This window comes from Embleya sp. NPDC127516 (assembly GCF_044765325.1).
Classification (GTDB): Bacteria; Actinomycetota; Actinomycetes; order Streptomycetales; family Streptomycetaceae; genus Embleya.
On record NZ_JBIWJT010000017.1, the window covers coordinates 232,740 to 245,787 of the forward strand.

Annotated in this window: 9 protein-coding genes; 7 read left to right on the plus strand and 2 right to left on the minus strand. The window is 69.1% G+C overall.

Going from position 1 to position 13,048, the window contains the following annotated elements; translation table 11 throughout:
• Positions 1 to 152: 152 nt before the first annotated feature.
• The 3 genes from ACIRL2_RS31055 (at position 153) to ACIRL2_RS31065 (ending at position 3,751) form a co-directional block, all read left to right on the plus strand.
• A complete protein-coding gene (locus ACIRL2_RS31055) occupies positions 153 to 914 on the plus strand; it encodes an aquaporin (protein ID WP_395861359.1) in 762 nt (253 codons plus the stop codon).
• A 301-nt stretch (positions 915 to 1,215) separates the two neighbouring features.
• Positions 1,216 to 2,682, plus strand: a complete 1,467-nt coding sequence (locus ACIRL2_RS31060) for a DUF4082 domain-containing protein (protein ID WP_402236422.1) — start codon at positions 1,216 to 1,218, stop codon at positions 2,680 to 2,682.
• Between the two features lie 661 nt (positions 2,683 to 3,343).
• Entirely contained in the window at positions 3,344 to 3,751 is a 408-nt protein-coding gene (locus ACIRL2_RS31065) for a hypothetical protein (protein WP_395861363.1), read from the plus strand.
• A gap of 55 nt (positions 3,752 to 3,806) precedes the next feature.
• On the opposite strand, the gene ACIRL2_RS31070 is transcribed toward ACIRL2_RS31065, so the two are convergent.
• On the minus strand, positions 3,807 to 6,110 hold the full coding sequence (locus ACIRL2_RS31070) for an NACHT domain-containing protein (protein ID WP_395861364.1): 2,304 nt from the start codon (positions 6,108 to 6,110) through the stop codon (positions 3,807 to 3,809).
• Between the two features lie 585 nt (positions 6,111 to 6,695).
• Here ACIRL2_RS31070 and ACIRL2_RS31075 point away from each other — a divergent pair.
• The 3 genes from ACIRL2_RS31075 to ACIRL2_RS31085 all read left to right on the plus strand — a co-directional run bounded on the left by ACIRL2_RS31075 (position 6,696) and on the right by ACIRL2_RS31085 (position 10,707).
• A complete protein-coding gene (locus ACIRL2_RS31075) occupies positions 6,696 to 7,337 on the plus strand; it encodes a hypothetical protein (RefSeq protein ID WP_395861366.1) in 642 nt (213 codons plus the stop codon).
• Positions 7,338 to 8,220: 883 nt separating this feature from the next.
• Positions 8,221 to 9,564, plus strand: a complete 1,344-nt coding sequence (locus ACIRL2_RS31080; RefSeq protein ID WP_395861368.1) for a glycoside hydrolase family 18 protein — start codon at positions 8,221 to 8,223, stop codon at positions 9,562 to 9,564.
• Between the two features lie 936 nt (positions 9,565 to 10,500).
• Positions 10,501 to 10,707 (plus strand): hypothetical protein, encoded by a 207-nt coding sequence (locus ACIRL2_RS31085; RefSeq protein WP_395861370.1) that lies wholly within the window; start codon positions 10,501 to 10,503, stop codon positions 10,705 to 10,707.
• Between the two features lie 195 nt (positions 10,708 to 10,902).
• Here the strand turns inward: ACIRL2_RS31085 and ACIRL2_RS31090 are convergent, their stop codons facing one another.
• Positions 10,903 to 11,949: an LLM class flavin-dependent oxidoreductase gene (locus ACIRL2_RS31090; protein ID WP_402236427.1), complete on the minus strand. Its 1,047-nt coding sequence runs from the start codon at positions 11,947 to 11,949 to the stop codon at positions 10,903 to 10,905.
• A 520-nt stretch (positions 11,950 to 12,469) separates the two neighbouring features.
• Between ACIRL2_RS31090 and ACIRL2_RS31095 the strand changes: the two genes are divergently transcribed.
• Positions 12,470 to 13,048 (plus strand): barstar family protein (locus ACIRL2_RS31095; protein ID WP_402236430.1); only part of this gene is annotated, 579 nt, incomplete at its 3' end.

A 13,048-nucleotide genomic window follows, 5' to 3' on the forward strand; every position in this document is an offset into this window, starting at 1 on the left:
CGCGACAGGCGAAATGAGACGGTATCACCGAATAGGTGACTACTTTGTGATAATTTCTGATAACTCTCTGTATCTATCAGGGGTTCGGGCTTGCATCCACGTACTTCGCAGACCGCGGTGATCCTCTGGTACTCGCCTTGGAAGGGAACGACATGGTGCGCAAGCTGGCTGCGGAATTGCTGGGGACGGGACTGCTCGTATACGTCGCTGTCGGTGTGGCCACGTTGTCGTTCGGCTTCGGCACCACGGGGACCAGTTACGCCGCCGGCGTGGTCGCGACCGCACTCGCGTTCGGCCTCACTCTTTTGGCCCTGGCGTACGTGCTCGGTCCCATTTCGGGCTGTCACGTCAATCCGGCCGTCACCCTCGGAGCCCTTTTGGCGGGTGCAATTTCGCTGGTGGAGGCGGTCGGTTTCTGGGTTGCGCAGTTCGTGGGCGGGATTCTCGGGGCTTTGCTCCTATGGGCCACGTTCGTCGGTTCGCCCCTTTACAGCCGTTCGACCACCGGCCTTGGGGCCGACGGCTGGGGTGACGCCAGTGCCATCCATATCAACGGGGGCGGTGCCTTTCTGATCGAGGTGGTGCTGACCACTCTCTTTGTCTTTGTCGTCCTTGGCGTAACCGGTAGAACCGCGAATGCCACGATGGCAGGGCTCACCATCGGGCTGTCGCTCGCCGTGTGCCACCTCATCGGGATTCCGATCACCGGAACGTCGGTGAACCCGGCCCGCAGTCTCGGGCCTGCCCTCATCGTCGGCGGGAAAGCCCTCGATCAGGTGTGGCTCTTCATCGTCGCCCCCCTCGTGGGTGGCATCCTGGCCGCCGGCATTCACAGGCTGCTCTTCCCGAAGCCCATCGCTGCCCCGGGTGTAAACCCTGGGGGAACCGAGACCGAAACCGAGACCGAAACCTGAGCCGATGTCGGTTCGGTCCATCCGACGAGCGGATGCCGCCGCCTGCACGGCGCTGCCGTAGTCCACGCTGTAGGTCACGGACTTCGCCGGGCGCCGTGCCCCCTGCCGCACGGTCCTCACGAGCACGGTGCCGCCGGTGATCGCCACCCTCGCGGGTCCCCCGGACGGTCGTGCGGAACCCCACGACCCGCTTCACGAGCGGACGAACCCCGGACAACGGGCCGGGGCGTGCGCCAGACTCTCCCATAGCTCGGCCCCGGGACAACCGCCCCGGGAAGTGATGTTCGAGTGGGGGACACCCATGAACATAGCTTGGCCAAGGCTGCACAGGGCAACTATTCCGACAATCCTCGCGTTACTGCTCGCGTTACTGCTCGCGTTAACCGTCGCCGCACCGGGGACAGCCCGGGCGGCGGCGGGTTCCACGGACATCGGCGTCAACGGCGACCCGGCCCAGTCGGTCACCTGCCCCTGCACCCTGTGGGCATCGACCGAACAGCCCTCCTCCGGTCCCGATCCGGACACCGCCGCCACCGAACTCGGCGTCAAGTTCCAAGCGGACCAGGCCGGTTACATCACCGGCGTACGTTTCTGGAAGGACGCCACCAACACCGGCACGCACACCGGCACCTTGTGGTCGGCGTCCGGCGATCGACTGGCCACCGCCACGTTCACCGACGAGTCCGACTCCGGCTGGCAACAGGTGAACTTCGCCCAGCCCGTCCCGGTCACCGCCGGCACCATCTACGTGGCCTCGTATCACGCGCCCAACGGCAGGTACAGCGCCGACCAGGGCGGTCTGACCACCGCGCACGTCCGCGGCCCGCTCACCGCACCCGCGAGCGACACCGCCGGCGGCAACGGGGTGTACTTCTACGGCACCGGATTCCCGAACTCGACCTGGAACGACACCAACTACTGGGTCGACCCGGTGTTCAACACCTCCGACGCTCCCGGTCCCGCGCCGGCGGTCATCGACATCTCCCCGACGCAGGGGGAGGCCTCCGTCCCGGTAGACACCAACATCACCGCCACTTTCGACCGGGAAGTGCAACCCTCCACCATCCGTTGGGTGATCTGGCAGGGCGAGAGCGGCGGCCGCCCCGGCAGCACGACCTACAACGCCACCAGCCGCATCACCACCTTCGATCTCACCTACCACCTGGAGCCCGCCAACACCTACTTCGTCGACCTGATCGGCGTGAAATCCCTCGACGGCACCCCGATGCCCACCAAGAGCTGGACCTTCACCACGGCCGACAGCCCGCCACCCGTCTGCAACCCGTCCTGCACCATCTGGCCCTCGAACGCGACGCCGGCCGTGCTCGCGGAGGACGACGTCACCAGCATCGAAGTCGGCGTCAAATTCGGGGCGAACACGCGCGGATTCGCCACCGGCCTGCGGTTCTACAAGGGCCCGGGCAACACCGGTCCGCACACCGGAACCATCTGGACCGGCGGGGGCTATCAACTCGCCACCGCCACGTTCACCAACGAGTCGGAATCGGGTTGGCAGCAGGTGACGTTCGCCCAACCGGTCTGGATCAGTCCCAACGTCACCTACGTGGCCTCGTACTTCGCCCCCGCAGGCCGGTACTCCCTCACCGACGGCGGATTGACGGACGCGGCCGGGGGTGCGGTCACCGCCCCGGCATCCGGCAGCGTCGGCGGCAACGGCGTGTACAGGTACGGCTCCAGCGGCTTCCCGACCAGCACCCGGAACGACACCAACTTCTGGGTGGACGTCGTCTTCACCACCAACAACTAGACCGTCTCGTTCGGATCATCCGATCGCTGGTTGATGTGTGTCGTCGACCGATGTCCGGTGGGCGCGGTGTCGGTTGCGTCTCCGGCCGGTTCGTTGCCAGTTTGCTTCCCCGGTCGGGTCCGCCCCCTCAAGGCCCGGGAACCGGACGACGCTCCTCCGACCGTGGTTCGCCACCTTGCAGCCCGGTGGGGATGCCGGGTAAGCACCCACGGTCGCAGGGGTGTTGCCTTTCGTGGCTCGGGTAGTCGTCCGGTGCCGGCTTCCCCCCGTGGTCGGCACTCGCGCGGTTCGACGCCCGCTCACCCCCGTCCGGCCGTCGGACCGCGCGGGCGCACGAGTTCCGAGCTCGGCGGGGGCGGGCCCGTACCGTTTCGAGGGTGACAGGCTGTCCGTCCCGGACGACCAGCCGGCGCCGCTCCATGATCGCGGCCGTATGAACCCGTCCCATTCTCGCGGTGTTTACGCAGGTCGGCGGAGGGATGCACGTCCCAGGTCGAGGTGGGACGCCGTTGTTCTCCCCACCGGGTCTGCGGGCCGCCACAGTTGATCCCACCGGGCCGTCGGAGGCTCGTCCGTGGGCGGCTCCGGCACCTGTCGGCACCGTGGGTGCGCGGTGCACTCCGTCGCCCGCGACTCACGTAGTAGTGAACGACTTCCAGTGGTGGACGACTTCGAACGGGCGAGGCCTCAACAGATGCATCCGATCGCACGCATTCTCCAACTGATCTTTCTGGTAGCGGGGTTCGTACTGCTCGGAATGGGATTCGTCGAGCAGGACGAGGACGACGCCAAGCGAGGGCACTTCAACGAGTGGGTGTGCAGGCCCGATTCCGGCAGCAAGGAAGCCACTCGCTGCGTATCGGGCGGACAGAACAACTATTCCGTCGCGTACGGCTCCGAGAACGGCGGCCTGTCGATGAGCCTCGCCGGTGTCGGTCTGATCGCCGCGTCCATCTCGATCGCGGTCGGCGGTACGAGGCGCGGATCGGCACCGGCCGGCGTGGGCGCGTCGTACGGTGCCCCGGCATACAACCCGTCCGCGCCGCCCATGCCGGGCCCGCCGCGCTAGCCGGAGCGCTCGGTCGCCCGGGGAACAGCGCGGTACCTGGGGGTGGTTGGGGTGTTCAGGGGGCTGGGGGTGGTGTGGGGTTGTCGGCGAGCCATTCCTGAAGTTCACGGTGGCGGAACTGGTAGGCGGTTCCCGAGACGCGGAGGAGTCCGGCGTCGGTGGCCCAGGCCAGGAACCGCCCCAGTCGCCACGGCAACCGCCGGGGTCCGCGGCGGGTACACAGCAGCAGGGCGAGATATCGAACTCCCGCGCCCCCGACGAATCCGTTGACGCACAGCAGCATTCCCCCGGCAAGCAGGGCCACGAGCACAACGCTCCTCACGATGGCGAGGGCCCAATCGAACAGTCCGGGTCGGAGCTGGGGCGCGACGGCCAGGACGAGTGCGAGTGCGGGCACCAGCCCGGCCGCGAGCCGCGCCGCGACTTCGACCCCGCTGCCGGTTCCGACACCGAACCTCGCCGCGAGGGCGAATCCGAATCCCATTCCGAGTGTGCAGACGAGCCCGAGGACGAGCCCCATCGCATCCTCGCCGACCCACCCCATAACGATGTAGGCCAGCAATCCCGCACCGCAGGCGAATCCGATGCCGAGCCAGGCCGCGACGTCGGACCTGATCAGGTTGCGCGGGTTAGTGAAGCCGACCCTGCCGGCCGACTCGTGCCCGGTGATCAGCAACGCGATCAGCGCGATCGCCACGGACACGGTCACATCCGTGTAGCCGTACAGGAATCGCAGTATCACCGCTCCTTCGACCCCGATCGTGAGCCCCCCGGCGATGCGCTCCACCGCGGTGGGACCTCCATGACGCGGCCGGATGCGCAGGGGTGACAGGTATGCGGGTGACGGCCAAACGTTGTACCAGGCACACGCCACCCCGACGCCGCAGATGGCAGCCACCGTGCCTGCCCCCTGGAGCTTTTCCGCGGAGAATTCGAATCGATCGAAGAGAGCGGTCAACAACAACATGCCCAGCCCGAGCGGGACCGCGCACAGGAATCCGTGGACGGCTCTGGGTCGTCGCGGGCCGGCCAGCGGCCACATCTCGTGGAGGATCATGTCGGTCCCGGACAGCGTGCGCCCGCCGACGTGGCGCCACGTGACGGTGTTCGCCCTGAGGTAGCCGGCCAACACGCCCAACCACGTGTGCACTTGAGCTGGGGTGTATCCCGGCCGTCGCCCGTCGCGTGCGAGCTGATCAGTGGTGGCGGCCAGCACGAAGAGCCTGTTGAGGTGGTGACGCATCGCCGCTTCACCACCCGGTCGAGGCGAGAGGAGGTTGTCGGGATGGAATTGCGGCAAGTGGAAGCCGCGGGCGTCACGCTGCTCATGCACGGTCACGGCCATCATCAGCCGCCAGGGCGTGGACAGAACCCGTGCGACGCTTCCGAACGGCTCGCGGTCGAGGGTGTCGGTCACATTCCGCCAACGCGCGCGGTCGTCGACACGGTCGAAGATGAACTGCCGCGCCTGGGAAAAGGTCACGGGCACGATCTCCACACGCGCGGCGTCCTTGGCCCACACCTGCAGACCGTCGTAGGGCCCGCTGCGGCACGTCAGGACCAGACCCGCCTTCTCACGACCGTGCTGGTACGCGTTCAGCACCTCCAGCGCCCGCCACCCCCGGCCGAAATTGGGGCCCGGATCCTCCGCGTCCATCTCGTCCAAACCGTCCAGGACGGGCAGGATCAGCCCCGCCTCGACCAACGCCTTCGCGACCACCGACGTGATCCGATAGTTGCGCACCAGATGAGCGCACACCCACGAACGCACCGCCGCCCCTGCCGCCTCGACCGTCACGGGCACCGCGTCGGGCAGCGTGGACCACGAGGCCAACGACATCCGCACCGGCACCGGATCCGAAGCCTTGCGCTCGAGATCCAACAGACCCAGGACCAACTCGATCGCCAGGACCGTCTTGCCCGCCCCCGGAGCCCCGGTGATCACCAACCGCCGCGGACGCAACTTGGCGTAGTAGTCGACCACCGTGCTCAGCCGCCCCTCCGACCCGGCGCCGGCGGCGCTGCGCCGGGCGGCCGGGCGCAGGACGAATCTGACGTCGATGCGCGGGCTGTCCTCGCCCAGCATCCGCGCCCGCTCGGCCGTTTCGACCAACTTCACCTGACGGGCCAGGTCGTCGGCGAACGCGAGGTTGGGAGCCTGTTGACGCAGGGCCGCCCGGGTCATGAGCCCCGACCACACCGCCACACCCGTCCCGAACAGCACCCCCAGTGCCCCGATCGGGTCGAAGTCGTCCCCGGGCTTGACCCCGCGCAACCCCCACACCGCAGCCACGACCACGGCCACCAAGCACACCAGTGCCCAAGCCAAAGCGACCTTGCGTCCCCCGTGAGTGCCCATGACAGGCATCATCCCGACCCGACGCGAACGGCCGCAGGGCTTTCCAGGACCAAGGATCCTTGGCGAACGCGCTCTCGGCCGTTGCCTATGCGCAATCCCGAAACGCCACCATCGACACCGAGCGAGGCGTGTCCACATCCGCGGCCGAGGCCCCGCGCGGGCCTTCAGAACTCAGGACATTCGTTGCCGAGCAGCGCGCCGTGAACGCCCGGATCATCGAACTGATCTCGGCATCGATGCGGGCGGTGATGTCGGCGTCGTCGCCGACGCGGCCCGGGCCGCATCCGCACCTCCCGCCGCCGATCCCTGGGATGGTTGTCCGTGACGCCGCCGCGGGACGCGGGCATCGCCGGATGTTCGGCGAGTGTGTGGTCGTCCTCGGCGACGACGGTGCAACCGCGGTGGCCCGTGGCGGGAACGTGGCGGCCGGAGGTGGCAAGGCCCCAGTGGACGAGGAGAGTTCGCGTGGGCGGGGGAACCGGGGTCGTCCGGACGCCCGAGTGGGTTCGCTCCCGGGGGCGCGCCCGAACGAGCCGTGACCCCGCCTGCCGTGCCGGTGTGCGGGAGGCTTATGCTCACGTCCTCGTGATCGACAATCCCCGTACCGTGCTTGCCGCTCTCGCGAGCACGGCCCTGATATCCGTCTCCGTCATCGGCTGTTCGGCCGCGACCGACCTCGCGGCCGGCAGCCGCCCCGAACCGGCCGCATCCTCGACCGCCCGTGCCGCCCCGAAGGCGACCTCGTCGGGATCGCCGGCGACTCGGCCCGGGAGCCCGGCCACTCGCGCCGTCCCGGAGGCAACTCCATTCAGCCTGCCGCCGCGTACCGGCGCCACGTTGACGCGTGCCGAGGCCGCGCGGCGCTACCAGCAGATCGTGTCGGGCCGAAACCGGGCGATCAACGCGTTCGAGGAGGCCATCGAGGACGGCCGTCCGTGGTCCGAGGTGCGCGTCCTCGCCGTCGACCGGCTCGCCGCCGAGGACGAGGAGTCCCGGCAGCTCGCCGCGACCCCGTGGCCGGCCGACGTCGCCCCGCTCGCGGACGCGCTCGCGCGCGAAAACGTGTCCATGCGGCCCTCCTGGCTCAAGATCATCGAAGCGAGGACCCGAGAGCAACTCGCTCGTGCGATACGGGAGTTGGACCCCCCGGATTCCGATCTCGCGTACCGCATCCGCGTCCTCCTGGGCCTGCCCACCGGAGACTTCCCGGAACAGCCGAAGGCGTAGCCGCCACCGCCCCGTACCGGGCGTCGGCCGACGCGGGGCAACGATCCGTGCCGGGAGGGCGGTCCGGCGGCGCGCCGACGATCCGTGCGGGCGGGTCGTTCACGTCGGCCGGTCTCCGGCGTCGTCCGTCGGCGACCGTCAACGCGACGTGACCCAACCGCCCCCACGGCGTGACCACACGGCCTCCGGACCGGGCCTGGGCGATCCACGCGCACGGCACGTGTTCCACCGCGTAGGTCGAGATCACCCGGTCCACGGCCACTCCGACGGACGTCCCGCTGCGCCGTCTGTGACCTCGACGCGCACGCGGACCGGGATACGTCTCACCCGGCCCGAGCGGAGTCGACCCGGGGCCTCGATGAGCGGGTCGGCTCTGTGCGAGGGTGCGTGCGTCGGAAGCCGCAGTTCGCGGTCGCGGTAGGGACCGTGGTCAGTCCCGGTGGGCCTCGCGTGAGGGCGGCCGGCCGGCCCGGCGGGAGGTGCGGCGGGTGATTCGCCTGGTCATCAGGGTGATCGCGGCCCAGGTGATGAGCGACTCGGAGTTCCGGATGAGGTGTTCGTAGGTCGCGGGCGGGCCGGCGGGCGTGCATGACCCAGGCGATCGATCGTTCGACCAGCGGTCTCCGCGGCCTTCACGGACTGGGAGTCGATGACGGTGGCGACCGCCCCGGGGGCTCGGCCCATCCCGCGCCGGATGCGCTTGCGGAGATGGTCGCGGATCTGTCCGACCAGGCCGGCCGCCGCCCAGCGGGCCATGATGAAACACCGTTTTGCATATTGCACCGATCCGAACGCACCCCTTGTACACGTGCGACGGAATGGACTAGACCTTTGCCATGTCTGGCCCAGGGCGCCGTGACGCCCCGTCGGAAAGTAGGCGCTCGTGACCGTTCGTCCATCCGGTCTGCTCGCGGCCGTCACCGCCGCCGTGCTGCTCGCCACCACCTCTGCCACCACCGCGACCGCCGCCGCCGGCAACGGGCCGCACGGTCCGAAGCCGAAAGGCCAGCGGATCGGGTACTTCACCCAGTGGGGCCCCGACAGCTCCGCCAAACGCGTCCAGAAGACCGGCCAGGCCGCCAAGCTGACCACGATCAACTACGCCTTCGGCAACGTCTCCGCGGAGGGCACCTGCTTCGAGGCCAACATCGAGGGTCAGGGCTACGCCTACGACGACTACCAGCGCCCGTTCACCGCCGCCGAGTCGGTGGACGGCGTGGCCGACACCCCCCGCCAGGCACTCAAGGGCCACTTCAACCAACTGCGCAAACTGAAGGCCGCGAACCCGCAGCTCAAGGCGGTCATCGCGCTCGGCGGCTGGACCTGGTCCAAGTACTTCTCCGACGCCGCCGCCACCGACCAGTCGCGCAAGAAGTTCGTCTCCTCCTGTATCGACCTCTACATCAAGGGCGACGTGCCGCGGCTCGGCGGCGCTCCCGAGGGCGGGCCCGGCGCCGCCGAAGGCGTCTTCGACGGCATCGACGTCGACTGGGAGTACCCGGGCGGCGGCGGCGCGGAAGGCAACGTCGAACGCCCCGAGGACGGCCGCAACTTCACGCTGCTGATGGCCGAGTTCCGCAAGCAACTCGACGAGTACGCCGCGCAGAAGGCCAAGACCCGGGGCGAACGCCCCAAGCCTCGGCATTACCTGCTGACCGCCGCGCTCCCGGCCAGTTCCGTGGTTGCCGACCGCCTGGAGATCCCCAAGGTCTCCGCCTCGGTCGACTTCATCAACCTGATGACCTACGACCTCCACGGCGCGTGGGAAAGCAAAGGCCCCACCAATCACCACGCCAACTTGTACTCCGACCCCACCGACCCCGACGCCCGCCAACGCAGCGCCGACAAGGCCGTCGACCATTACGCCCGACTCGGCCTGCCCTCCCGAAAGACCGTTCTGGGCGTCCCGTTCTACGGCCACGGCTGGACCGGCGTCCCGGCAGGCGACCGCAACGGCCTCTACCAGAAGGCCACCGCCACCGCACCGGACCTCACCTACAAGGAACTTGGCGCCCACCCCGGCACCACCTACGTCGACCGAAACCACGGCGCCTCGTGGAAATACGACGGCAACACCTTCTACACGTATGACAACGCCGAGATCCTCACCGCCAAGGCCCGCTACGCCCGCCGGCACGATCTGGCCGGCGTCATGATCTGGGCTTTGGACGGCGACGACGCCCGAGGCAGCGGCATCGCCGCCCTGGACCGCGGCCTGCGACGCTAGCGACCCGCCACTGCCGGCTGTCGGCCGCCGCGGTCTCGACGAACTCGACCGTGGCGGCGCGCAGTCCGCATTCTCCGGTAGCGGCCATGAAGGCATCTGCGTCAACCTTTCGCGCACCCTTGGCCTGTTCCGCCAGGACCATCACGTCCGGACGTGATGGTCCTGGGCCACATCACCAGTCGCCCGCCGACGGCCCCTGCGCCCCGCGTGAGAGGCTTCCCGAGCACACACGACCCGGGCTCACAGGGCGCGTGGGTACTGGTCGGGTCGGGCCGCCTTGTCCGCGGGGCGCCCACGCAGGGGGAGATGCGGGTCGCGGGGGAGGGGGCACCCGATCATCACGGCAACCACCGGGCCGTTCGCCGTCGGTTCGCCGGCCGGAGACACGACATCCAGCCATCCATCCATCCATCCATCCGGCCGAGCGCGGCGACCGGAAGTGCCGCCGTGTTCAAGCCGTTGCCGCGAACCCGACGTGGCCTTGTGCCGCGTCGGAGGGCGAGCTCCCGGTCCCGGACACCGGCCCGGCCGTGGCCGCGGCCCACGCCGATGCCTCGTCAGCTCCGCACGGCGGCAAGAAGTTTCGCCGTGGCACATTCCGACCGATGTGATGATGCGTCGGCGAACGTTGCTGTCGGGGGCGGTGGTTACGCTGTCGTCATCCGGGACCCGGGGGAGTTGTGCGTCGGTTCCGCAAGCACGTGCTGGTCTACGTGTTCGTTGTTGTGGCGGCGTGGGTGGCGACGCGTGTGCTCGACGAGGGGTCGTCCGCCGTGCCTGTGGAGCGGCCGCCGGTCATGGACTTCCCCACGACGCCGTCCATGAGCGCATCGGACGTCGCGGCGTTGTGTTCCCGGTCGAACGTGGCGTGCGTGTCGGCGACTCTCGCAGCGAGGAGCTGAGACGGGCCCGGGCGCCTCGCGGCCCCGGCGCCGCGTGCTCACCGGCCTCTGCGCGCCGGCGGTGCCGGGCGCTGCCGGAGCCTCGTACGTCGGGCTCCGACTCGACACCGCCACCGGAAAAGCCCCCAGCCACCGGGATTTCCCGCGCAACAGCCTGTGGTACGCCGACACGGGCGGAACCGGGCTGATGCCGAGCGGCAACACGTTCAGCGAAAGCGGCACCCCGCAAGGGGTCATCTGACCCTACAACGGGGGGAATCGCCGAGCGGCCAGTCGACGCTTGAGGGACCGCACGATCGACTTGACCCTGGCGGTCGAGGGGCGGGTACGCACAGGGCAGCCTGTCCGCCGCCACCCCGAACAGCCCGAGCGGTCTGAACGGCCTGAACGGCCGAACGGCCCGCTGGACGATCCGACGGCCGTTCTTTGCCGAGTTTCAGGCCAGCAGCCGTGCGAGCTCGACCATTTCGGTCTCCGGGTCCACGACGGGCTGGATCACCAGTTCGTCGACCCCCGACTTCTCCAGCGCGTTGATCCGTTCGGTGACCTCGGCCCTGGTACCGACCAGGCCGAATCTGTCCACCAGGGAGGGCAGGATGAGCTCGCGGTCCTCGGTGGAGAGCCGGCCGAGGTAGTTGCGGTAGAGCGCTTGGTGAAGCTTGGGGTCGGTGAGGGTGGTGCCGCGCAACTCGAGCAGACGGTCGACGGCCGCGGCCTCTTCCGGAGGCAGGGCTGCGCGGAGGGCGGGGTCCTCCGCGCCGAGGATCAGTGCGCTCAGTGCGATGTGCCCCATCGAGTCCTTGACCGGATCGCCGTAGCGGTCCTCGCCGTCGGCGAGGACATGCAGAGAGGACATGAGATACGCACGGGTCTTCTCGGTGCTGCCCGCGTTCCGCGCCGCCGCCCGCCGGGCCCGGCCGAGGGCGGACCAGGCCGCGGGGTCGTGCATCCCGAAGGAGATCACTCCCGCGCCGAGCCGGCCGGCGACCGCGGCAGCCTTCGGGCCGAACGCGGCCACGACGAACTCCACGGGAGCCTCGGTGTCGACGTACGGCCCGACGTGCAGGAATCGCACCCTGTTGGACCGGGTCCCCTCGCGGTAGTCCGTTTCGCGGCCCGCGGTGAGATCCTGTAGGGCGGCCGTGAACGACTCCAGTTCCGCCGTCTTCGTGGGCCGCATGCCGAGCGTACGGCGCGCCGTGTTGCCGGTGCCGACCCCGCAGACGATGCGGCCGGGGGCGAGGGCGTTGAGGCTGCCGACGGCCGCCGCCGCGGCGGGCGCGGAACGCAGTGCCGGTGAGGTGACACCGATGCCGAGCCTGATCCGGTGGGTGGACTTGGCGCAGAGTGCGAGACTCACGAACGGATCGCCGTGGATCATCGGCGTGTCGTACACCCAGAAACTGTCGAAGCCGAGTTCCTCCGCGCGGGCGGCCAGGTGTTCCACACCCGGCCCTGCTGTCGTGACGATGCCGGTCCGCATGGCGACTCTCCTCGCCGTCGAGTGAGACAGCTGAACCACTCCGGTTACAGTGTGCTGTCGTCCTTTGGTCGAAATCATGCTCCCCAGTGCGCCGGTGGGCCTACCGCAGCGGTCTCAGGATCGGGAAGGTGCCGCGCGAACGGGGAGGGAGCTTCGTGCGCAGGACCCGCGGGTGGCGCAACAACCGGCCACCGGTCAGGAGGCGTTGAGTCGGCTGATCATCACCGGCGAAACGGTCGACGGGGTGCCGACCGAGTCCGGGGGGACGACGAACGTGGCCTTCCCTCACCCGCCCGTTTCCACACATCGGGTGCCCAGGCGTTCCCCGCACCCGCCGACCTCGGGGAGTGTCGGCGGCTCTTCGCGGTGCGGCGGCCCCTTCGGAGTCGTCCGGCGGGGAGGCTCCAAACAGTCTGCGCGGCGTGCGGCGCGTTGTCACCATTGGGGGCAGACGGCGGGCATGGCCTCGTCGTGCCCGAAGGAGGGCGATGCGGTCACGGTGTGGGTGAGGAGGTCGAGGGTGGGGATCGGGAGCCTTGGTGGTTGGCAGAGGCTGGAGGACGCGCCGAAGGATTCCACGGATCCGTGGGTCGTTGGTGCCCGGCGCAGGTTGGCCGGTTGGGTCGACGGGGCGGATGTCCTGGCCGCGCTGGGGGAAAGGCCGTACCTGGTAGACGAGTCCACGGCGCAGACCGCGGTCGAGAGATTCGTCGCGGCCGGTTTCGTACGGCTGGATGTCGACGTCCCGAAAGGGGGCTCGGAGCTTGACGTGCTGCAAGCGTTGGCCCGAACCTACGATTTCCCGGACTGGTTCGGAGAGAATTGGCCCGCCTACACCGACTGCTATTCCGATTTCGTCGTGGCGAGCGAGGAGCCGGTGGTTACCGTCGTGCGCGGGCTCGACGGGATGCACCGTCGCGATCTACGGCAATTCATGCGATGTGTCATGGAGTTGGAGACCACCGCGGAGTTCATTTCCGTCTTAGAAGTCGTTTCATTTGGGGTGTTCGCTATTCTGGCGGGTGTGACGACGCTTGTGGAGCGGCTGGTGCCGGACGAGTTGTGGGAGTTGTTCGAGCGGGTGGTGCCGTCGAAGCCG